Below are 19,998 nucleotides of genomic sequence, written 5' to 3' on the forward strand. Positions count from 1 at the left end.
CTTTGCGGGCACCCGTAAACGTCCGTTACCTGTCTCGCATACCCGTTTCACCTGTGTCGGCGCACGGTGCCTAGACTCCGAACCGTAGTCACATGACGCACGACACGTGCAGGGAGTCGCGAAATGAGCAAGAAACTTATTCTCGGTGCAGTTCTCGGTGTAGCGGCGCTGGCAGCTTCGGGCGTCGCCTCGGCCCACGTCGACCTGTCGGTCGGCATCGGTGTGCCCGCCTATGCGGCGCCGGCGCCCGTCTACGTGGCGCCGCCTCCGCCGGTGATGTACGCGCCGGTCGGCTATCGCGATGACTGGCGTGCGCGTCAATGGCGTGAACGCGAGTGGCGCCGCCGTGAATGGCGCGAACACGAGTGGCGCGAGCGCGCCTGGCGTGACGGTGGCGGCTGGCGCGGCCGTTGGGACTGAGCGCGGCGACCCGCTCGCGCGAACACCGATCACGACAACACGAGGAGAGTGATCGCATGAATTCCATCCGGCACATCGGACGGTATGCAACCGCCGCGGTCGTTGCGCTCGCAACGATCGGCAGCGCGCACGCGGCGGGCTGCATGAAGGGCGCGGTGGTCGGCGGTGTGGCTGGCCACTACGCGGGGCACCACGCGGTGGTCGGCGCGGTCGGCGGCTGTATCGTCGGTCATCACATGGCGAAGAAGCAGGCGCAAGAGCAGGCCGCGCAGCACAAGGCCGCCGCGCAGGGCATGCAGCCGGCGCAGTAAGCGACCTCGCCGCCGGCGCGATGCCGTGGCGTCGCGCCGGTGCTTCGTTGCCGCGTTCATGCACGCCCCGGATTGAACCGACGAATGCGTGCGCACGCATCGTGCGTGGCGCGATCGATAAAGGCCCGGCCACGCCGACAAAAAAGGGCGACTCGTCGCCGCCCTTTGTCTCACCGCCTCGCGCCTGCCAGCGGCGCCGCAGGTTCGAACAGCGCGTCGACGTGCCTGACGCGCACGAAGCGCGCCGCGCCGTCGCCATCGGCCAGCGCACGGAAATGCGCTTCGCCGCACGCGAGCTTCGCGCGCTCGTGCTCGCTCGGCACGTGGCCGTCCGTATTCGGCGTATCGACGACGAAGTACAGCCGCTCGCCGCCATCCTGCTCCGCAAGTACGGCCCAGTCCGGGTGATAGCTGCCGAGCGGCGTCTGCACGCGGAACCACGCCGGCAGCTTCGCGTACAGCTTTACGCCGTCGTGCGCTTCGAGCGCATCGGCGAACGCGCGTTCGGCGTCCGTCTCGCACACGACCGCTTCGTGGATCGACTTGCGCGCGTCGAGCCGCAGATTGCGCAGATAGCCGGTCAGCGCCTCGCTCTCGAACGATTCGAGCGCATGCACGTGGCGCTCGCCGAGCTTGCGGTACGCGATGCCCGCGACGAGCGCGAGCCGCTTGCAGCGGTTGATCGCGTCGGCCGCCACCGCGATGAACTGCTGCGGATTCACGCGGAAATCGTCGAGCCGGCCGCTGTCGGCGAGGATCGTCGCGAGCGAACGGCGCGTGAGCTGCGTACGGTCCTGCAACTCGGTGAGCAGGTCAGGCAGCGGCAATTCGCCTTCGTCGAGCAGCACCGTGCCGGCGCCGGCCACCTCGATCGCCTCGATGCCGGCCTTGCCGATGTCGATCTCGGCCTTGCGCCACTGCAGCCGCGCCCGCGCGATGTCCGGCGCGTCGCGCAACGCGGCCGTGCAATCACGCACCAGCTTCGCGTTGTCGAACTCGACGCGGTACACGGTGCGATGGCGGATGCGGTCCCACAGCGCGCGGAAATCCTCGCCGAACACGACGGCCTTGCCTGACGCGTCGCGCCGCAACGCGATCGCGCGGCGCTCGTCGGCGTTGCGCACCGCGAAGCGACCCGACAGCTTGCGCAGCGTCGCGACGATCGGTGCGCGCAGCCGCTCGAACGCGTCCGGCAGCACGAGCGCGCTCTGGCGCAGCGCATCCTTCAGCCGATCGAGCACCTTGCCCTGCGCGTCGATGTAGCCCTGCTCGTGCAGATGGTTCCACAGCACGCGCGACAGCTCGATGCCGAGCGCATGCGCGGGGCCGTCGTCTTCCTGCACCGGCAGCGCCGCGAACTGGTGTTCCTCGACGATCCCGAAGCGAATGCCCGTATCGGCCTCGATTTCCTTCTGCAGGTTCTCGGCGAACGACTCGTAGCGCTCGGTCGCGATCACGGTGAGCGTGTTCACGCCCGGATCGCGCACGCGCTCGCCGTCCTGGTCGACGGCGAGACGCAGCCCGCGGCCGAGCGTCTGGCGGCGCTCGCGTTCGGTCTGGATGTCGCGCAGCGTGCAGATCTGGAACACGTTCGGGTTGTCCCAGCCTTCCTTCAGCGCCGAGTGCGAGAAGATGAACTTCAGCGGCGTGTCGAACGACAGCAGCGCCTCCTTCTCGCGCATGATCAGGCCGTACGCGCGCTCCGCGTTCTCGCGGGCCGCCGCGCTGCTTTCGCTCGTGTCGGTCCAGCCGCCCTTGCGGTCGATCGAGAAGTAGCCGTTGTGCGCGCGCTCGACCTCGAGCGCGACGTCGACGCCGTCGAACAGCGCACGGTAGGCCGGCACGCGCGCCGCGCGCGCATATTCCTCTTCGAAGATCAGCGCGTAGTCGCCCTTCACGGGCATCCCGTTCTCGTCGTAGCGGCGATAGCGCTCGACCGAATCGACGAAGAACAGCGACAGCACCTTCACGCCGCGTTCGGCCAGGCGCAGCTCCTTGTCGAGATGCTCGCGGATCGTGCGGCGGATCATCTCGCGCTGCACGGCGAGCGTGTCGATGTCGCCGAACGCCTCGCCGAGCGACAGGAATGCCTCGCCATCCGGATGGCGCAGCTCGACGTACTCGGCGCCCTTGACCGCATGCACCTCGCCGATCCGCAGCCCCGCGTACAGCGCGCGCCTGGTCAGGCGTTCGAGATCGTCGCCGTCGGTGGCCGACACGATCTGGCGCTTCACGCCAGCCGCCGTCGCGACGTCGAGCTCGACGCGCGCGCTGATCGCGCCGCGCCGGTTCGACACGCCGACGAGCCGCACGTACGGCTTGTTGTGCGCATCCTCGACGATCGCCGACGCGATTTCGATCTGCTTGACGAGCTTGCGCTCGTACGCGTCGACCGCATCGAGCCGGTACACCATGTGGTGACGGTCGACGTGCGTGGCCGAATAGCGCAGCGTGCAGAGCGGCGCCATCGCGGCGAGCGCCTCGCGGCCGCGCCCTTCGAGGCCGCCGTCGACGCTCTGCGGCTCGTCGACGATCACGATCGGCCGCGTCGCGCGGATCAGGTCGATCGGCTTCTCGCCGCCGGTCTTTTCGCTGTCCTTGTAGAGATTGTTGATTTCCTTCTTGTTGATCGCGGCGACCGTCATCACCATGATCTGGATCGCCGCGCTCGCCGCGAAGTGGCGCACCTGGCCGAGCTTCGCGGAGTCGTACAGGAAGTAGTCGTACGGCACGCCCGCGTACAGCGCGCGGAAGTGATCCTCGGTGATCGACAGCGTCTTGTGCACGCCTTCCTTGATCGCGATCGACGGCACGACGATCACGAACTTCGTGAAGCCGTAGCGGCGGTTCAGCTCGAAGATCGTGCGCAGGTACACGTAGGTCTTGCCGGTACCCGTCTCCATCTCGACGGTGAAGTCGCGCGAGCCGGGCAGGCCGGACGGCGGCAGCCCGCCGCGCAACTGCACGTCGGCGAGATTGCGCGCGAGCGCGTCGTCGGTCAGCGACAGCCGGTTGCCGACGCCTTGCTCCGACACCGCGAAGCCGAGTGAGCCTTGCGCGGCGGCCGTCGTGCCGGGCGCGGCGTTCGCGAGCACGCTGAAATCGCCGCGATACGACTCCTGGCCGCGAAACAGGTCGCAGACGGCGTCGATCGCCTCGCGCTGGTAGTCGAGATCCGCTTCGAAATGCAGCCGCATCACAGGCTCCGCACGCGCTTCACGCCGTGCTGTTCGAGCAGCGCGGCGAGATTGAGCTTCGCGACGTCGTCGACGAAACCGTTGTCGCGGAACAGGCACGTGACGTCGCGCGACGCGCCGCTCGCATCGAGCAGGTCGACGATGCCGTCGGCGAGCGGGCCCGCATCGTCGCGCGACAGGCGCGCATCGAAGCACGCGACGATCTCGCGGCCGATCAGGTGCACCGTCTTGCCGGCCACCTGGTGGTGCTCGACCGGCGTGCACAGGTCGAGGCCGAGCTTGAGCGTCAGCTCGGCGAGCAGGTCGTCCTCGGTGCGGCCGGTCTTCACGTGTTCGACGGATGCGAACAACGCATGGTCGAAGTCGTCGCGGCGCGGGTCCCACTCGATCACGTTGGTCGTGTCGAGCCGGTACACGCGAAAGCCGAGGTCGCCATAGCTTTCCGGATAGTCGCGCGCGACCTGCTGCGCGGCGCGGCGCAGGCGCTCCTTCGTCACTTCGGCGAGCGTCAGCGGCTTCTTCAGCTTCGCGCAGAAATCGGCGGCCGCGGTTTGCGTCTTGTCGCGGCGGTCGAGCGCCTCGGGCAGCTGCACGAGGACGTAGCGGCGCGCGCCGCCGTCGGTCGCGTTCACCTGCATCACCGCGTGGCCCGTCGAGCCGGAGCCGGCGAAGCAGTCGAGCACGATGTCGTCGCCGCGCGTGCACCAGCCGATCACGGCGGCCGCGAAGTCGACCGGCTTCGGCAGGTCGAACGGGATGCCGAGCGCCTTCAGCAGCGCGTCGTCGGAGCCGGCGAACGGCAGTACCGACGGCACGTTCTCGTACATGTTCTCGTCGAGGTAGTAGATCCGCTGCGGCTGCGTGGTTTCATCCGGGCCGAATTCGATCTGGCCGCGCTCGATCAGCGCCTGCATCGTCGCGGGCGGGTTGCGCCAGCCGCGCGCCGGCATCGCGCACGGCTTGCCGGTGACCGGGTGGATCAGCGGCGTGAAGTATTCTTCCGGCGCCTTCTTCTTGTTCGGCCACGCCATCGACACGAGACGGTACACGCGGCCTTCCGCCGACAGCCGGTCGTACATCGCCTCGCCGCCGGACAGGTTGGTCTGCGCCTTCATCCACGCGCGGTACGCCTTCTGCGCGTCCTTCGGGTTGCCGCTGCGGTACACGGCGTCGTGCGCGGCGTCGAGCATGCGCTGCGCGTTGCGCTTCGGGCGCTTGAGCGGCGCGCGTTCGAGCAGCGTCTCGGCGTTGCGCGCGAACAGCACCAGCGATTCGTGCTGGTACGCGATGCCGCGCGCGTCGCCCTTCGGGTTGCGCTTGTCCCACACGGCCACGCCGAGCTCGTTTTCCTCGCCGAAGATCTCGCGCAGCATCAGCACCAGCGCATGCACTTCGTGCTCGTCGATGTGCACGGCGATCAGCCCTTCGTCGGACAGCAGCGCGTGCGCGAGCTTCAGGCGCGGATACATCATGTTCAGCCAGTCGGTGTGGAACCGGCCGTTCGCCTCGGTGTTGGTGCTGCGCTTCACGCCGGCTTCGGTCTGGCCGGTCATCGCCAGGTAGTGGCGGATGCTGTCGCTGAAGTCGTCCGGATAGACGAAATCGTTGCCGGTGTTGTACGGCGGATCGATGTAGACGACCTTCACCTTGCCCGCGTAGCTCTTGTGCAGCAGCTTCATCACGTCGAGGTTGTCGCCCTCGATCACGAGGTGGCGCGTGTCGTCCCACGCGACGCTGTCGTCGGGGCACGGCCGCAGCGTGCCCGTCGACGGCGTGAGCGCGGCCTGGCGCGCGGCGCGCTTGCCGTGCCAGTGAAAACCGTAGCGCTCGTCGGCGTCGCCGACCGTGCGTTCGCCGACCAGCGCCTTCAGCACGTCGACGTCGACCGACGCGCCGTGCGGGCCTTCGGTCACGAGTTCGGGGAACAGCGCCTTCAGGCGCGCGACGTTGTCGGCGGTGAAATCCGTCGACATCGCCTGCGGGCTGGCCGCATCGAGTTTGTGCATCGTCTTTTCCATCGGAGCCCGGCCGTGCGCGCCAGGACGTCGGGCGCGCTCACGGCACCGGCGGCAACGGCCGCCCGGGGCAAACCCGAAACGCTAGCGAGTCGGTCGGCCGAGGTCAAGCGCCGATGTGAGCCGAACGTGCGGGCATCGGCCGCGATTGCCCGCCGGACGGGGCGCAAGCGGGGTCGGGCCGGTTGTGGCACGGGGCGGTCGGGCGGCGGGCATTCGACGGCGCCGCGGAAAGGACGAAAAAAGGGGCACGGTCGGCGCCGAACCCCGGCGTGCCGCAGGGAGAGTCGCGGCGGGAGGGGACGAGTCCCGCCCGAATGACGCGAAAGAGCATCGACGTGGGTCGACAGGGCGCCTACCGCCACCCGATCAGCACCCGCCCCATCGCATCGACCCCCATGTCGAACAGGTGCGACACGAACGGCACGAGGTTCGGCACCATCAGTTGCACGAGCAGCAACCCGACGATCAGCGTGACGGGAAAGCCGATCTGGTACATGCCAATCTGCGGCGCCGCGCGGTTCAGGATGCCGAGCGCGAGGTTCGCGATCAGCAGCGCCACGACCACCGGCAGCGACAGCAGCAGCCCCATCTCGAACACGGTCGCGCCGAACGCGGCGAGCGTGCGCCAGCCCGGCGCGTGCAGCAGGTCGGCCGACACCGGCAGCGACTGGAACGACGCGGCGAGCGCGGCGAATACCTGCAGGTGGCCGTCCACGGCGAGGAACGCGAGCATCGCGACCGCGTTCAGGAACCGGCCCATCGCGGGCGTCGCGCCGTTCGAGTGCGGATCGAAGAAGGTCGCGAAGCCGAGCCCCATCGACAGCCCGATGAAGTCGCCGGCCGCTTCGACGGCCGCGAACACGAGCTGCATCGTGAAACCCATCGCTACGCCGATCAGGAACTGCGTGACGACGATCCAGATGCCCTGCGCGGAGAACACGGTGACGTCCGGCATCGCGCCGAGCGTCGGCGCGACGATCAGCGCCATGAACGCGGCGACGCCGATCTTCACGCGCACGGGCACCGCCGCGTGGCCGACCATCGGCGCCGTCGCGACGAGCGCGAGCATCCGCACGAACGGCCACAGGAAAGCCGTCAGCCAGCCGTTGAGCTGCGCGTAGGTGACCGAGAACATCGCGGGAAAAGGCAGGCGAACGCGCGGCTCAGCCGGCGCCGAGCGTCGCGACGTGCAGCAGCGTCTGCCGCAGGTAGTCGAGCATCGTCGTCAGCATCCACGGGCCGGCGATCACGAGCGTCGCGGCCACCGCGAGCAGCTTCGGGATGAACGACAGCGTCGCTTCGTTGATCTGCGTCGCGGCCTGGAACAGGCTCACGACGAGGCCGACCGCGAGCGCGACTAGCAGCAGCGGGGCCGCGAGCAGCAGGCCGACCATCATCGCCTGGTGCGCCAGCGTCATCACTTGTTCGGGCGTCATCGCGCGTGTTCCTCCGCTTACGTGAAGCTCTGCGCGAGCGAGCCGATCAGCAACTGCCAGCCGTCGACCAGCACGAACAGCATCAGCTTGAACGGCAGCGATACGGTGGACGGCGACACCATCATCATCCCCATCGACATCAGCACGCTCGCGACGACCATGTCGATGATCAGGAACGGGATGAACACCGTGAAGCCGATCTGGAAGCCGGTCTTCAGCTCGCTCGTGACGAACGCGGGCACCAGCAGCGACAGCGGCACGTCCTCGGGGCCCTGCATCGGCGCGGCCTTCGAGATCTTCGCGAACAGCGCGAGATCGGTCTCGCGGGTCTGCTTCAGCATGAAGGTCTTGAACGGCGCGACGCCGCGCTGCACCGCCTGCTCCATCGGCATCGAGCCGTCGGAGAACGGCTTGTAGCCGTCGTTGTACGCGCGGTCGAGCACCGGCGACATCACGAAGAACGTGAGGAACATCGCGAGGCCGACGAGCACCTGGTTCGGCGGCGTCGTCGCGGTGCCGAGCGCCTGGCGCAGCAGCGACAGCACGATGATGATCCGCGTGAAGCTCGTCATCATCAGCAGCATCGCCGGCAGGAACGACAGCATCGTGAGCAGCAGCATCGTCTGCACGCTCAGCGAATAGGTGGTGCCGCCGTGCGGGCCCGGGCTCGCGTTGAACGCGGGCAGGCCGTTCGCCTGCGCATACGCGAGTGCAGGGGCGAGACAGAGGATCAGCACGGGCGCGACGCGCGCGGCGCGCCGCAGGAAGGCGTGTTTCATCGGAATGCGAAGTCGGAAAGAGGGCGTGGCGCCATGTCAGCGGTCCTTGCCGCGCCCGAGGCGTTTCGCGGCTTCGCCCGCGAGCGCGTCGCGAAATCGTGAGCCGAACGTGCCGGGCAGGCCGGCGCCGGGCGAAGCGCCGCCGGCGGACGCGTCGGACGCGGCCGGGCCCGCGACTGCGGCCACCGAACCGGCCGGCAGCGTATGCAGCAGGCGCACGTTGCCCGGCGCGACGCCGAGCACGAGCCAGGTGTCGCCGATCTCGACGATCGTCGCGCTTTCCTTCGCGCCGAGCCCGACGCTCGATACGACCTTCAGCGGGCCGCCGCGCCGCGCGGGCTGGAAGCCGAAGCGGCGCGCGAGCCATGCGCACGCGAACACGAGGCCGATCACGACCGCGAGCCCGACGAGCGTCTGCAGCACCGCGCCGATGCCGAGCGACGGCACGGCCGAACCGACCGTCACGCTCGACGCGATCGAACCGGCGTGGTTCACCGCGTTCATGTCGGCGGCGCCGGCCGGCGCGCACGCGAGCGACGCGGCGACGGCAAGCGCCGCCGCAATCGCGCGGCATCCGCGGCGGCCTGGCTTCACGACGTTCATCGATTCAGCTTACGGATACGTTCGGCCGGCGTGATGATGTCGGTCAGGCGAATACCGAACTTGTCGTTGACGACCACGACTTCGCCCTGCGCGATCAGGCAGCCGTTCACGAGCACGTCCATCGGCTCGCCGGCCATGCCGTCGAGCTCGACGACCGACCCCTGCGCAAGCTGCAGCAGGTTGCGGATCGCGATCTTCGTGCGGCCGAGTTCCACGGTCATCTTGACCGGGATGTCGAGGATCATCTCGATGTCGTTGTGCGTCGAGCTCGCCGCGGCCTTCGACAGCGGCTGGAACACGCCGGCGCCCGTCGCCCCGGCCGGCACCGGCTGCTGGTTCTGCTCGGCGAGCGCGGCCGCCCAGTCGTCGAGGCCCTGCTCTTCGTCGGCCGCGGCCGGCGCCTTCGCGTCGGCGGCCGATGCCGCGAGGGCCGCATCGGCCATCGCCTGCATGTCGTCGTCGGGCGTCTGGTTCAGCTCACTCATATCCACCTTCCTTCATCGAATCGCTCGCGCCGATCATCTTCTGCACGCGCAACGCATATTGACCATTGAAAATTCCGTAGCCGCATTCCATCACCGGCACGCCGTCGACCTTCGCGGTGATCGTGTCCTCGATCTCGAGCGGCAGCACGTCGCCCGCGCGCAGGTTCAGGATCTTCTCGAACGTCGCCGAGATCTCGGCGAGATTCGCGGTCAGCTCGACCTCGGCGGCCTGCACCTGCTGCGACAGCACGCGCACCCAGCGGCGGTCGACTTCGAGCGCCTCGCCCTGGATCGGCGAGCTGAGCACGTCGCGGATCGGCTCGACCATCGAGTACGGCATGCAGATGTGCAGCGTGCCGCCCGTCGGCCCGAACTCGATCGAGAACTGCGTGACGATCACGATCTCGTTCGGCGTCGCGACGTTCGCGAACTGCGTGTGCATTTCCGAGCGCACGAATTCGAACTGCAGCGGCCGCACGCTCTTCCACGCGGTCGTGTAGTGCTCGAACACGAGGTTCAGCAGCTTGCCGATGATCCGCTGCTCGGTGGCCGTGAAATCGCGGCCCTCGACACGCGTGTGAAAGCGCCCGTCGCCGCCGAACAGGTTGTCGACGACGAAGAACACGAGGTTCGGGTCGAACACGAACAGCGACGTGCCGCGCAGCGGCTTCACGTGCACCAGGTTCAGGTTCGTCGGGATCGGCAGGTTGCGGGTGAATTCGCTGTACTTCTGCACCTTCACCTGGCTGACGGAGATTTCCGCCGTGCGCCGCATGAAGTTGAAGATGCCGATCCGCAACAGGCGCGCGAAGCGGTCGTTGATGATCTCGAGGCCGGGCATCCGGCCGCGGACGATTCGCTCCTGCGTCGCGATGTTGTAGGGACGGACGCCCGACGTGTCGCGCTGCTCGTCGACCGCATCGGTTTCGCCCGTGACGCCCTTGAGGAGGGCATCGACCTCCTCCTGGGACATGAACTCCTGGTGACCCATACGCGCTCCTTTCGCGGCCGCGTTACTGGACGACGAATTCGGTGAACAGCACCTCGTCGACCTTCGCGCGCTGGTTGCCCGGCTGCGTCGGCTGCGCGATCAGCTCCCGCAGCTCGTTCGCGAGCGAACGTTTGCCGTCCGGCGTCGCGAGCTCCTCGGGATGCTTGTTCGACAGCGCGAGCAGGATCCGGCTGCGGATTTCCGGCATCCGCGCGGTCAGTTGCTCCTGCGCCTTCGGGTCGGTGAGCTTCAGCGACAGGCCCACGCGCAGGTAGTGCTGCACGCCGTCGTCGGACTGCAGGTTCACCGTCATCGGATCGAGCGGGAAAAACACCGGCGCGGCAAGCGGCGCCGGCTCGGCGGGCGCGCTCGCGTGGCCGACGCCTGCCTTGCCCAGGAACACGTACATGCCGCCGGCGGCGGCGGCGGCCGCGCCCAGCGCGATGACGGCGATGAGCGCGATGCGCTTGAACTTGCCGGAGGAAGCCGGCTTGTCGGCGGTCGGGGTTGCGGTCGTGGCCATGTGAATGCGTGCGTGATGTCTCGTAGCATGCATTGTTCGGCATCCGGGCCGAGGCCGATGGGCGGAAAAGAGGGGGGAATTGCGGCTATCTCAGCCGATTGTCGGCGCGGCGCCGGCTCGATGCAGGGGGCAACGGCGGCGCAGGCGGCCCAGCGGGGCGGAACCGGCCGCGCGGAGAAAAGGGCAGGCGGCGGCGCCTGCCCGTCGGACGTCAGATCGGCAGCAGCGTGAGCAGCGGCGCGATCAGCACCATCGCGACGCCCGCGATCATCATCGTCAGGCTCGACACGACGCCTTCCTCGCTGCCGATCTCGCGTGCCTTCGCGGTGCCCACGCCATGGGCGGCCGCGCCGAACAGCGCACCGCGCGCGAGCCGCGTGCGCATCGGCACGAGCGCGAGCACGAGCTCGCCGAGCAGCATTCCGCAGATGCCGGTCGCGATCACGAAGAGGGCGGTGAGGTCCTTCGGCGCGTGAATCTTGTCCGACACGGCGAGCGCGAACGGCGTCGACACCGAGCGCGTCATCAGCGAGCGCTGCAGCTCGGGCGACAGATGCAGCAGCTTCGCGAGCAGCAGCGACCCGCACACGCCCGCGGCGATCCCGACCGCGACGCCGACCGACAACGACAGCCAGTGCCGGCGAATCAGGTCGCGGTATTCGTAGATCGGCACCGCGAACGCGATCGTCGCCGGGCCGAGCAGCCACATCAGCCAGCGCGTGTCGCGGAAGTAGACCGAATACGGGATGCCGGTCAGCAGCACGAGCAGCACCAGCACGCCCGGCACGAACACGAGCGGCGAGAACAGCAGCGTCTTTTTGTACGCGTAGAGCCGCTTCGACGCGAAATACAGCACGACCGTCAGCACGAAGCAGCCGACGGAGATCGCGGTATTCACGCGGTCGGCGGGCAGGTTCGATAGCGCGGCGAGCATGGAAGGCTCCGGCTCAGTGGGCGACGGCGCCCAGGCGCGCGCGGCGGCGCTCGGCGAACACGCGTTGTGCGGCGAGCCGGCGTTCGAGCTTCGCGGCGAGATCGACCGCGACGGCCACCGCGACCATCACGAACGCGGTGCCGGCGAGCATCACCAGCGCGATGCGCCAGCCGTCCTCGCGGAACAGCCCGCCGTACTGCACGGCCGCGACGGCGGCCGGCACGAAGAACAGCAGCATGTCGGACAGCAGCCAGTTCGCGCCGTCCTTCACCCACGCCGGTGCGACGCGGCCCGAGAACAGCAGCACGAGGAGCACCGCGAGGCCGATCACGCCGGACGGAATCGGCAGCCCGACCTTGCGCACGGCCCAGTCGACCGCCATCCACAGCACGCCGAGCGCGGCGGCCTGCAGCACGATCCGGCCCGTGTGCGCGAGGCTGCCCGTGTGCGCGAGGCTGCCCGAAGCGGCGGAGCGGGCGGCGGCAGTGGCGGTCGGCTGGTTCATGGCGGGCTCCATACGGATGTTTCTGTCGATGGCCTCAGTATAGGGTTTCCCCTAACCATAAATAAAATGACTTGTCTCTATCCTTCTCATTCCAATCCGGAATTCGTTTTGACGTGGCTGCACCAATGTGGGGAGTGATCGATGGAATTGCGCGCGCTGCGGTACTTCGTCGAGGTGGTTCGCCAGCAGAGCTTCACCGCGGCGGCCGACAGGCTGTTCGTCACGCAGCCGACCATCAGCAAGATGGTGAAGGCGCTGGAGGACGAGATCGGTTCGCCGCTGCTGCTGCGCGACGGCCGGCAGATGGTGCTGACCGACGCCGGGCGGATCGTGTTCCAGCGCGGCCAGGACGTGCTCGCCGCGCAGGCGCAGTTGCAGTCGGAGCTGAACGATCTCGGCACGCTCGGGCGCGGCGAGCTGACGATCGGCATTCCGCCGCTCGGCGGCTCGCTGTTCACGCCGATCATCGCCGCGTACAAGCAGCGCTACCCGAACATCGAGCTGAAGCTGTTCGAGCAGGGCGCGCGGATGATCGAGGCCGCGCTGACGTCGGGCGAGCTGGAGCTCGGCGGGCTGCTGGAGCCGGTCGATCCCGGCACGTTCGAGCGGCTGCCGATGGTGCGCGCGCCGCTGTGGCTCGTCGCGCCGCGCGAGTCGCGCTGGGAGGATCACACGGCCGTGCCGCTCGCGGATCTCGCGCGCGAATCGTTCGTGTTCTATGCGGAAAGCCTCGCGCTGCACGACGCGGTGCTCGATGCGTGCCGGCAGGCCGGCTTCACGCCGTCGATCGTGAGCCGCAGCGGCCACTGGGATTTCATGGCCGCGCTCGTGCATGCGGGTGTCGGCATCGCGCTGCTGCCCGAGCCGTATTGCCGGCGGCTCGACGCGGGCCAGTTCACGTGCCGGCCGATCGTCGAGCCGGAAATCACGTGGGCGATCGCGCTCGGCTGGCTGAAGAAGGGCTACCTGTCGCACGCGGCGCGCGCGTGGCTCGACGTCGCGCGGGCGACGCTGCCGCTCGCGCCGGCCGACGATCTGGCGTTCGGGGGATTACGAGCGCGGGAGTGAGGGTGGGGCCGCCGGGCGATGAAGCGGACAGTGAAACAAAAAGGGCGGCCGTGACGGCCGCCCGTCGGGCCCTCAATGCCCCATCGCCGGCCCCGCGCCCTTCTTCGGCTTCGTGATCCACACGAGCGCCGCGAGCGCGATGAACACGCCCGCCGACAGGTGGAAGAAGTCGTTGGTCGCCATCATGAAGCCCTGCTGCGTGACGAGCTGGTTGAGCTGCGCATTGGCCGTCTGCCCGACGATGCCGAGCTGCGCGAGCGCGCCCTGGTAATCGGTCGTGTTCTGCGCATAGACGCTCACCGATTCCGACAGCCGCGCATGGTGGTAGATCGCGTCGTTCTCCCAGAACGTCGAGCTGGCGGCCGTGCCGATCGCGCCGGACAGCGTGCGCAGGAAGTTCGACAGCCCCGACGCGCTCGCGAGCCGCTCGTCGGAGATGCTCGACAGCGTGATCGTCGTCATCGGCACGAAGAAGCAAGCGACGCCGATGCCCTGCACGAGCCGCGGCAGGATCACGTGGTTGAACGGCACGTCGAGCGTGAACGTCGCGTTCCACAGCGACACGCCCGCGAACACGATGAACGCGAAGCTCGCCACCATCCGCAGGTCGAGCCGGTGCATGTTGCGGCCGATCAGCGGCGACAGCACGAGCGCGAGCAGCCCGACCGGCGCGGTCGCGAGACCGGCCTTGCCGGCCGTGTAGCCCATCACCGTCTGCAGCCACAGCGGGAAGATCACGACCGAGCCGAAGAACGCCATGAAGCCGAACGAGATGATCAGCGCGCCGAGCGCGAAGTTGCGGTCCTTGAAGAGCGTGAGGTCGACCACCGGCTCCTTCTCCGTCGCCTCCCACACGAGCATGAACGCGAGCGACACGACCGCGATCAGCGCGAGCGCGACGATGAACGACGAGTTGAACCAGTCGCGGTCCTTGCCGAGGTCGAGCATCATCTGCAGGCACGACACGCCGATCACGAGCAGCGCGAGGCCGATCGCGTCGATCCGCTGCTTCGTCGTCTTCGTCTCGCGGCCGCGCAGCAGAAAGTACGCGCAGGTCGCCGAGAACACGCCGATCGGCAGGTTGATGTAGAAGATCCACGGCCACGTGTAGTTGTCGCTGATCCAGCCGCCCAGGAGCGGGCCGAAGATCGGCGCGACGATCACCGTCATCGCCCATAGCCCGAGCGCGAGCCCGCGTTTCGCGGGCGGGTAGCTGCGCATCAGGATCGTCTGCGACAGCGGCACCATCGGCCCCGACACGAGGCCCTGCAGCAATCGGAACGCGATCAGCGTCTCGAAGTTCGACGCGAGGCCGCACAGCGCCGACGCGATCGTGAATGCGAGCACCGACAGCGTGAAGAGGCGCACTTCGCCGACCCGCCTTGCGAGCCAGCCGGTGAGCGGCACCGCGATCGCGGACGCGACCGAGTACGACGAGATCACCCACGTGCCTTCGCTCGTCGCGACGCCGAGGCTGCCCGAGATGGTCGGCACCGCGACGTTCGCGATCGACGTGTCGAGCACTTCCATGAAAGTGCCGAGCGCGAGCCCGACGGTGAGCAGCGCGAGCGCGCCGCCGGTCAGCGGCGCCGGTTCGGCGGCGGGGGAGGGGGCGGATGCCGTGGTGGCGGACATCGGAATCTCCTAGACGCGGCGCGCGCGGCGCGCCGGCACAACGCACGGACGCGCGACGCAGCGCGGCCCGGCCGGGTGGAAGGAAAAAGGGGAAAAGCGGAGCGGGTGCCTTGTCATCTTCTGCCCAGACAGAGAAATAAGCGAATGTTTAACTGCGACATGGGGGCTCCGCGTGCATCAGCAGTCGGGTTCGTCGGGCTTCGGGCAGCCGGTCGAGCCGGGCCCGTTGGCGATGAAGCGTTGCAGCAGGCCGGTGAGCGTCGCGAGTTCGTCGGCCGAGAAGCCCTCGAGCTGCGCGTTGAGCACGGTCGCGACGAGCGACGGCAGCGCGCGGGCGGCTTCGATGCCGCGGTCGGTCAGCGTCAGCTCGATCATCCGGCGGTCCTGCTCGCTGCGCGCGCGAGCGATCAGCCCCTTGCGTTCGAGCCGGTCGAGCATGCGCGTCATCGAGCCGCTGTCGTACGACATCTTGCGCGACAGTTCGAACGGCGTGCGCGCGTAACCGCGCGACAGCAGCAGGATCACGCCGATCTGCTGCGCGGTGAGGTCGAGCGGCTCGAGCGCGCGATCCATCCGCTCGACGAGCGCCTGCTTCGCCTTCGACAGGTAATAGCCGAGGCTCGTTTCCAGCGCGATGTTCTCGGGATCGTAGAGGCCGCCGGTCATACGATTGCGCGCGCAGCAATAGTGCGTTTCGGGTTAAAACGCGCCCAGTATCTTGAAAAATGATTGCTTAGTCAATATTATTTAAGTCAACCAGTTACGACGTGCATGTTGCACCGCCGGAGACTATGTTCTGACCGATTGGCCCGCACTGCCGGGCACCCGAGGATGTTCGCGATGCTGTTCCTGAAAAATGCCGCCGGCGCGCTGCGCCGCAACCTGACCGATACCGCTCATCATGTGTTCTCCGGGCCGCACCGCGGCTGGAAGATCGCGCTGTACGTGACGATGCTGGTCGTGCCTGGCGGCTCGCTCGCGGCGCTCGGGTTCGCATGGTTCGATCATCGCCGGCAGCGCAACGCGAAGGGCGGCGCCCGCCGCACGAGCCAGCCGGCCGCGACGGAGCCGTCGACATGGCCGGCCGCCGCCAAACCCGTCGCGGTGCCCGTGCGCTGCCACTGACACACTGACGCCGCCGCGCGCCCGCTTTCCACACTGTCCCGCCCGATCGCCGGCCGCGTCGCGCGCTACCGCTGCCGTCCGTCCGTTGGATGTCCATTCGCACGCCCGTTTTCCCGCAAGCCGGCCGTAATGGCCGGTAAACCGGCCGCCCGCGCCGGTAACACATCCGGGCCGCCGCCCACCGTACCCTTAGGGCTGCGCGGCTTTCCCGCCGTCAGTTACCATTTGTCCGCCAGCGGCCAACGACCGCACCGCATGACCGCATCGCGCGGCGCCGCTCGCCGGCCGTCGCGCCCAGACAGGAAAACCACCATGCCGTACGCTTCCCTCCCGCGCGCCGTTCGCCCGCTGAGCGCCGCCGTCGCCATTGCGACGGCCGTGCTGCTCGCCGGCTGCGCCGTCGGGCCCGACTATCACCGGCCCGACACGTCGATTCCCGCCGCCTTCAAGGAAGCGCCGGCCGGCTGGAAAGTCGCGCAGCCCGCCGATCGGGCCGATCGCGGCGCGTGGTGGACGGTCTACAACGATCCGCAGCTCGATGCGCTGATCGGCAAGCTCAACGCGTCGAACCAGACCATCGCGCAATCGGCCGCCGCCTACCGGCAGGCGCGCGCGCTCGTCACCGAGGCGCGCGCCGCGTATTTCCCGACTGTCGGGCTGAGCGCATCGGGCTCGCGCGCGCGGACGCCGCGCACGTCGCTGTCGTCGGGCTCGTCGTCGAATTTCGGCAGCGGGTCGACCGGATCGATCAACAACAGCTACAGCGTCGGCCTCGACGCCAGCTGGGAGCCCGATCTATGGGGCAAGGTGAGCCGCACCGTCAGCGCGCAGCGTGCCGGCGAAGCGGCCGCCGCGGCCGATCTCGCGAACGCGCGGCTGTCGCAGCAGGCGCTGCTCGCGCAGACCTATTTCCAGTTGCGCACGTCCGACGCGCTGCAAAAGCTGCTCGACGACACCGTGAAATCGTACGAACGGTCGCTGCAGCTCACGCAGAACCAGTACGCGCAGGGCGTCGCCGCGCGCGCGGACGTGATTCAGGCGCAGACGCAGCTGCAGAGCGCGCAGGCCGCGCAGATCGACAACGGCGTCGCCCGCGCGCAGTACGAGCATGCGATCGCGACGCTGATCGGCGAGCCCGCGTCGACCTTCTCGCTGCCGCCGAACCCGCTCGCGGCCGAGCCGCCGGTCACGCCGGTCGACGTGCCGTCCACGATCCTCGAGCGCCGGCCCGACGTCGCGGCGGCCGAGCGCCGCGCGGCGGCCGCGAACGAGCAGATCGGCGTCGCGATCTCGGCGTTCTTCCCCACGCTCACGCTGTCGGCCAGCGGCGGCTTCCAGAGTTCGGTGTGGTCGCAGCTGTTCACGCTGCCGGCACGCTTCTGGACGGTCGGCCCGCAGCTCGCGGCCACGCTGTTCGACGCGGGCTTGCGCGCCGCGCAGACCGACGCCGCGCGCGCGACCTACGACCAGGACGTCGCCGCCTATCGTCTCGCGGTGCTCACCGCATTCCAGGACGTGGAGGACAACCTGGCGTCGCAGCGCATCCTCGCGCAGGAAATCGACGTGCAGCGGCAAGCCGTCGACAGCGCCGAGCACGCGCTCGCGATCGTCACGAACCAGTACAAGGCCGGCACGGTCGCGTACCTGAACGTGCTGACCGCGCAGACCACCGCGTTCACCGCGCAGCAGAAGCTCGCGACGATCGCCGGGCAGCGGATGGTGTCGTCGGTCGGGCTCGTGAAGGCGCTCGGCGGCGGCTGGAACGTATCGGAAATGGCGCGCGAGAACGGCGGCATGGCGGCGCCGGCGCCTTTGCCGGCGTCCGGTGCGGCCGCGCCCGCGGCCACCGCACCGTCGGCCGCCGCGCCGCTCGCGCAGAAGTAGAAGGGAAGCGGGCGACGCGCGCGTTCAGCGCTGCGCGTCGCCGAAGATCAGCGAAACCTGGTTGTTGCCGATCGGGTGGCCGAGCAGGTTCAGCAGCCCGGCGAGGTTCGCCTGCTGCTCGGGCGCCGCGTGCGCGGTCCCGCGGAACGATCCCTGGCCGGGGCCGAAGCTGCCGTGCCCGTCGAGGAACAGCGGGCCCTGCGTCGTCGACAGGTCGAGATCGGCGCCCGCGCCCTTCGCCTGCAATACCGCGCGGTACGAACCGAGCGGCTTCACGCGCGACACGCGCGAACTCATCGAATCGATCGTCACCGTCAGCTGGCCGAACGCGTTGCTGCCGATGAGCCGCCAGTCGCTCCAGGCGAGCCGCACGTCGCCCTGCAGATCGAGCGTGTTGAACGGCGTGCCGAGCCCCGTGAGCAGCGACGCCGGCACCGCCATCGCGCCCGCCGACAGCACCGCGCCGCGCCATGTCGCATCGAGCGTGACCGCATCGGGCATCGCTTCGGTTTGCCGCATGCGCATCTGCACGCGCCCGGTCAGCAACGGCCAGAAGCGGGTGGTCCATTCGACCCGGCCCGGCAGCAGCGTCGCCGCGCTCCGGTCGGCGCCCGGCGCGAGCATCAGCGTGCCCGAGCCGTGCCACAGCGAGCCTTCCGGATCGACGAGATTCACGTGGCCGCCGGTCGCACGCGCGAACTGCGGCGCGATCCATGCGGCCGGCGCGAGCGCGACGAGCGTCACCGCCGTCGCCAGACCACCTGCCAGCACCCACGGCAATACGGTGACGAGCCGTCTCGCCCACGGCCGCATCGGCCGGCCTTCGTATGCGTCATCCACTGCCGTCATCTATTTCTGGACGGAAGGTTGCATCACGGCCGTCAGGTCGACCTGGCCGTCCTCCTTCAGCGCCGTCGCATGCGCCTCGCCGACCTGCACCTTGAATTGCCGGCGCGCATCGTCGAGCCACTGGGTCCACGCCGGGAACGACACGTTCTTCATCTGGATCTGCACGCCATTGCCGACGATCTGCACCTGTGCGCCCTGCAGCCCGTGGTCGGACAGCGACGCGGTCAGCGCATCCTTCAGCGCGAGGCCGGTCGGCGCGACACCCTGCGCGGCGGCGGCCAGCGACTTCGCCTCGTTCGCCTGCGCGGTCATCTGCGCGAGTTCGTGACGCATCGCCGGCAGCTCGCGCTGGATCCGCGCGCGGCCTTCCTGCGCGGGCGACCACAGCACCGAATACGCGATCGCGACCGCCAGCACGGCGCCGCCCCAGCCGAGCAGCGTCTTCTCGCGCGGCGTGCGTTCGCCCCAGAACTGGGCGAGCGTCTGGTTCAGTTGTTCGGTTTTCATGAGCGGCTCCGGATCGTCCATTTGCCCGTGTTGCTGTCGACTTCGCCGGACAGTCCGTTACGCGCGAGGCGCTGCGTGAAATCGGGATCGACCTTGACCTCCGGCTTGAAGCCGACGTCGAGCCGCCGGTCGTGATAGTCGAGCGACGCGATGCCGTTCAGCGGCAACGCGCCCATCGAGCGCGACAAGCCGCTCGACAGCGCGAGGAAATCGTTCGGCGACAGCTCGCCGGCAGCGAGCCGAAGCTGGTCGAGCTGGCGCTGCATCTGCGCGGGCGGATCGAGCACGGTGGTCGTCTTCGGGAACGCGGACAACAGCGTCTCGGTGATCTGCGCGGACAGCGCATCGCGCTCGCGCGACAGCTTCCACCAGTGCAGGTTCATCCCGATCACCGCGACGCCGAGCGTCGCCGCGGCCAGCGCGATCGGCACGCGCAGGCGCTTGAGCGTCGCGCGATCGAAGCGCCACGGCTGCGATTCGAATTCGAACTGGCACAGATCGAATGGCTCGGCGAGCGCCCGGCGCGCGAACGTGTCGAACGACAGCGGCGCGGCGCCCGGCAGCAGCGGCGCATCGGCGCGGCCGACCGACGCGAGCCGCGGCTCCGCGCCCGGTTCGCCGAGTTCGTACAGTTCGATGGCGCCGCCGCCCGCGAGCTGCGGGCCGACCGTCCAGAAGCGTGCCGGCAGCGTGAACAGCTGCGACCACACCGAACTCTGGAAGCCGCC

General features: G+C 68.9%; 21 protein-coding genes. 5 read left to right on the forward strand and 16 right to left on the reverse strand.

The window, feature by feature from the left end; translation table 11 throughout:
- Positions 1 to 123: 123 nt before the first annotated feature.
- Together QZM15_RS33320 and QZM15_RS33325 are read left to right on the forward strand one after the other, a co-directional pair.
- Positions 124 to 420 (forward strand): hypothetical protein, encoded by a 297-nt coding sequence (locus QZM15_RS33320; protein ID WP_060008881.1) that lies wholly within the window; start codon positions 124 to 126, stop codon positions 418 to 420.
- A gap of 56 nt (positions 421 to 476) precedes the next feature.
- Entirely contained in the window at positions 477 to 731 is a 255-nt protein-coding gene (locus tag QZM15_RS33325; RefSeq protein ID WP_059580380.1) for a hypothetical protein, read from the forward strand.
- Between the two features lie 170 nt (positions 732 to 901).
- On the opposite strand, the gene QZM15_RS33330 is transcribed toward QZM15_RS33325, so the two are convergent.
- The 11 genes from QZM15_RS33330 to QZM15_RS33380 all read right to left on the reverse strand — a co-directional run bounded on the left by QZM15_RS33330 (position 902) and on the right by QZM15_RS33380 (position 12,202).
- Positions 902 to 3,928, reverse strand: a complete 3,027-nt coding sequence (locus QZM15_RS33330; protein ID WP_302108000.1) for a type III restriction-modification system endonuclease — start codon at positions 3,926 to 3,928, stop codon at positions 902 to 904.
- The gene (locus tag QZM15_RS33335; RefSeq protein WP_302108001.1) at positions 3,928 to 5,946 is read right to left on the reverse strand and encodes a site-specific DNA-methyltransferase; all 2,019 of its coding nucleotides are present in this window, start codon (positions 5,944 to 5,946) and stop codon (positions 3,928 to 3,930) included. The genes QZM15_RS33330 and QZM15_RS33335 overlap by 1 nt, the downstream gene beginning before the upstream one ends.
- Before the next feature lie 352 nt (positions 5,947 to 6,298).
- The gene (gene fliR, locus QZM15_RS33340) at positions 6,299 to 7,081 is read right to left on the reverse strand and encodes a flagellar biosynthetic protein FliR (RefSeq protein ID WP_302108002.1); all 783 of its coding nucleotides are present in this window, start codon (positions 7,079 to 7,081) and stop codon (positions 6,299 to 6,301) included.
- 28 nt (positions 7,082 to 7,109) lie between these two features.
- On the reverse strand, positions 7,110 to 7,382 hold the full coding sequence (fliQ, locus tag QZM15_RS33345) for a flagellar biosynthesis protein FliQ (protein ID WP_006401718.1): 273 nt from the start codon (positions 7,380 to 7,382) through the stop codon (positions 7,110 to 7,112).
- Positions 7,383 to 7,399: 17 nt separating this feature from the next.
- Entirely contained in the window at positions 7,400 to 8,161 is a 762-nt protein-coding gene (gene fliP / locus QZM15_RS33350) for a flagellar type III secretion system pore protein FliP (RefSeq protein WP_059580391.1), read from the reverse strand.
- Between the two features lie 36 nt (positions 8,162 to 8,197).
- Positions 8,198 to 8,764 (reverse strand): flagellar biosynthetic protein FliO, encoded by a 567-nt coding sequence (fliO, locus tag QZM15_RS33355; RefSeq protein WP_302108003.1) that lies wholly within the window; start codon positions 8,762 to 8,764, stop codon positions 8,198 to 8,200.
- Positions 8,761 to 9,249 carry a flagellar motor switch protein FliN gene (gene fliN, locus QZM15_RS33360; RefSeq protein ID WP_069618815.1) on the reverse strand — a complete coding sequence of 163 codons (489 nt, stop codon included), beginning with the start codon at positions 9,247 to 9,249 and terminating at the stop codon, positions 8,761 to 8,763. The genes fliO and fliN overlap by 4 nt, the downstream gene beginning before the upstream one ends.
- Positions 9,242 to 10,240 carry a flagellar motor switch protein FliM gene (gene fliM, locus QZM15_RS33365; RefSeq protein WP_059580399.1) on the reverse strand — a complete coding sequence of 333 codons (999 nt, stop codon included), beginning with the start codon at positions 10,238 to 10,240 and terminating at the stop codon, positions 9,242 to 9,244. Before fliM ends, fliN begins: the two co-directional genes overlap by 8 nt.
- A gap of 22 nt (positions 10,241 to 10,262) precedes the next feature.
- Complete coding sequence (fliL, locus tag QZM15_RS33370; protein ID WP_179231707.1) at positions 10,263 to 10,763, reverse strand: flagellar basal body-associated protein FliL; 501 nt, start codon at positions 10,761 to 10,763, stop codon at positions 10,263 to 10,265.
- A 211-nt stretch (positions 10,764 to 10,974) separates the two neighbouring features.
- Positions 10,975 to 11,697, reverse strand: a complete 723-nt coding sequence (locus QZM15_RS33375) for an LrgB family protein (protein WP_059580404.1) — start codon at positions 11,695 to 11,697, stop codon at positions 10,975 to 10,977.
- A gap of 13 nt (positions 11,698 to 11,710) precedes the next feature.
- Entirely contained in the window at positions 11,711 to 12,202 is a 492-nt protein-coding gene (locus tag QZM15_RS33380; RefSeq protein WP_302108004.1) for a CidA/LrgA family protein, read from the reverse strand.
- A gap of 141 nt (positions 12,203 to 12,343) precedes the next feature.
- Here QZM15_RS33380 and QZM15_RS33385 point away from each other — a divergent pair, with 141 nt between their 5' ends.
- A complete protein-coding gene (locus QZM15_RS33385) occupies positions 12,344 to 13,270 on the forward strand; it encodes a LysR family transcriptional regulator (RefSeq protein ID WP_059580406.1) in 927 nt (308 codons plus the stop codon).
- Between the two features lie 72 nt (positions 13,271 to 13,342).
- Here the strand turns inward: QZM15_RS33385 and QZM15_RS33390 are convergent, their stop codons facing one another.
- Both QZM15_RS33390 and QZM15_RS33395 read right to left on the reverse strand, forming a co-directional pair.
- Positions 13,343 to 14,905 carry a DHA2 family efflux MFS transporter permease subunit gene (locus tag QZM15_RS33390; protein ID WP_059580409.1) on the reverse strand — a complete coding sequence of 521 codons (1,563 nt, stop codon included), beginning with the start codon at positions 14,903 to 14,905 and terminating at the stop codon, positions 13,343 to 13,345.
- A 177-nt stretch (positions 14,906 to 15,082) separates the two neighbouring features.
- Complete coding sequence (locus QZM15_RS33395; RefSeq protein WP_059580411.1) at positions 15,083 to 15,571, reverse strand: MarR family winged helix-turn-helix transcriptional regulator; 489 nt, start codon at positions 15,569 to 15,571, stop codon at positions 15,083 to 15,085.
- A 174-nt stretch (positions 15,572 to 15,745) separates the two neighbouring features.
- Between QZM15_RS33395 and QZM15_RS33400 the strand changes: the two genes are divergently transcribed.
- Both QZM15_RS33400 and QZM15_RS33405 read left to right on the forward strand, forming a co-directional pair.
- Entirely contained in the window at positions 15,746 to 16,030 is a 285-nt protein-coding gene (locus tag QZM15_RS33400) for a hypothetical protein (protein ID WP_059638559.1), read from the forward strand.
- Positions 16,031 to 16,342: 312 nt separating this feature from the next.
- Entirely contained in the window at positions 16,343 to 17,914 is a 1,572-nt protein-coding gene (locus QZM15_RS33405; protein ID WP_089464409.1) for an efflux transporter outer membrane subunit, read from the forward strand.
- A gap of 24 nt (positions 17,915 to 17,938) precedes the next feature.
- Here the strand turns inward: QZM15_RS33405 and QZM15_RS33410 are convergent, their stop codons facing one another.
- The 3 genes from QZM15_RS33410 to gspL form a co-directional block, all read right to left on the reverse strand.
- The gene (locus QZM15_RS33410; RefSeq protein WP_302108007.1) at positions 17,939 to 18,727 is read right to left on the reverse strand and encodes a type II secretion system protein N; all 789 of its coding nucleotides are present in this window, start codon (positions 18,725 to 18,727) and stop codon (positions 17,939 to 17,941) included.
- A gap of 36 nt (positions 18,728 to 18,763) precedes the next feature.
- A complete protein-coding gene (gspM, locus tag QZM15_RS33415; protein WP_054928223.1) occupies positions 18,764 to 19,270 on the reverse strand; it encodes a type II secretion system protein GspM in 507 nt (168 codons plus the stop codon).
- Positions 19,267 to 19,998: type II secretion system protein GspL (gspL, locus tag QZM15_RS33420; RefSeq protein WP_302108005.1), on the reverse strand; the 732-nt coding region annotated here is incomplete at its 5' end. The genes gspM and gspL, both read right to left, overlap by 4 nt.

Source organism: Burkholderia sp. AU44665 (assembly GCF_030504405.1).
Taxonomy (GTDB): domain Bacteria; phylum Pseudomonadota; class Gammaproteobacteria; order Burkholderiales; family Burkholderiaceae; genus Burkholderia; species Burkholderia semiarida.

What these genes read in the sequence shown, in the direction of transcription:
- fliN (WP_069618815.1), bottom strand. Translation starts at nt 9,249, where the DNA reads ATGAGTGAGCTGAACCAGACGCCCGACGACGACATGCAGGCGATGGCC.
- fliR (WP_302108002.1), bottom strand. Translation starts at nt 7,081, where the DNA reads ATGTTCTCGGTCACCTACGCGCAGCTCAACGGCTGGCTGACGGCTTTC.
- fliQ (WP_006401718.1), bottom strand. Translation starts at nt 7,382, where the DNA reads ATGACGCCCGAACAAGTGATGACGCTGGCGCACCAGGCGATGATGGTC.
- QZM15_RS33320 (WP_060008881.1), top strand. Translation starts at nt 124, where the DNA reads ATGAGCAAGAAACTTATTCTCGGTGCAGTTCTCGGTGTAGCGGCGCTG.
- fliL (WP_179231707.1), bottom strand. Translation starts at nt 10,763, where the DNA reads ATGGCCACGACCGCAACCCCGACCGCCGACAAGCCGGCTTCCTCCGGC.
- QZM15_RS33385 (WP_059580406.1), top strand. Translation starts at nt 12,344, where the DNA reads ATGGAATTGCGCGCGCTGCGGTACTTCGTCGAGGTGGTTCGCCAGCAG.
- QZM15_RS33410 (WP_302108007.1), bottom strand. Translation starts at nt 18,727, where the DNA reads ATGCGGCCGTGGGCGAGACGGCTCGTCACCGTATTGCCGTGGGTGCTG.
- fliM (WP_059580399.1), bottom strand. Translation starts at nt 10,240, where the DNA reads ATGGGTCACCAGGAGTTCATGTCCCAGGAGGAGGTCGATGCCCTCCTC.
- QZM15_RS33380 (WP_302108004.1), bottom strand. Translation starts at nt 12,202, where the DNA reads ATGAACCAGCCGACCGCCACTGCCGCCGCCCGCTCCGCCGCTTCGGGC.
- QZM15_RS33400 (WP_059638559.1), top strand. Translation starts at nt 15,746, where the DNA reads ATGCTGTTCCTGAAAAATGCCGCCGGCGCGCTGCGCCGCAACCTGACC.
- QZM15_RS33395 (WP_059580411.1), bottom strand. Translation starts at nt 15,571, where the DNA reads ATGACCGGCGGCCTCTACGATCCCGAGAACATCGCGCTGGAAACGAGC.
- QZM15_RS33325 (WP_059580380.1), top strand. Translation starts at nt 477, where the DNA reads ATGAATTCCATCCGGCACATCGGACGGTATGCAACCGCCGCGGTCGTT.
- QZM15_RS33330 (WP_302108000.1), bottom strand. Translation starts at nt 3,928, where the DNA reads ATGCGGCTGCATTTCGAAGCGGATCTCGACTACCAGCGCGAGGCGATC.
- QZM15_RS33375 (WP_059580404.1), bottom strand. Translation starts at nt 11,697, where the DNA reads ATGCTCGCCGCGCTATCGAACCTGCCCGCCGACCGCGTGAATACCGCG.
- QZM15_RS33405 (WP_089464409.1), top strand. Translation starts at nt 16,343, where the DNA reads ATGCCGTACGCTTCCCTCCCGCGCGCCGTTCGCCCGCTGAGCGCCGCC.
- fliP (WP_059580391.1), bottom strand. Translation starts at nt 8,161, where the DNA reads ATGAAACACGCCTTCCTGCGGCGCGCCGCGCGCGTCGCGCCCGTGCTG.
- gspM (WP_054928223.1), bottom strand. Translation starts at nt 19,270, where the DNA reads ATGAAAACCGAACAACTGAACCAGACGCTCGCCCAGTTCTGGGGCGAA.
- QZM15_RS33390 (WP_059580409.1), bottom strand. Translation starts at nt 14,905, where the DNA reads ATGTCCGCCACCACGGCATCCGCCCCCTCCCCCGCCGCCGAACCGGCG.
- fliO (WP_302108003.1), bottom strand. Translation starts at nt 8,764, where the DNA reads ATGAACGTCGTGAAGCCAGGCCGCCGCGGATGCCGCGCGATTGCGGCG.
- QZM15_RS33335 (WP_302108001.1), bottom strand. Translation starts at nt 5,946, where the DNA reads ATGGAAAAGACGATGCACAAACTCGATGCGGCCAGCCCGCAGGCGATG.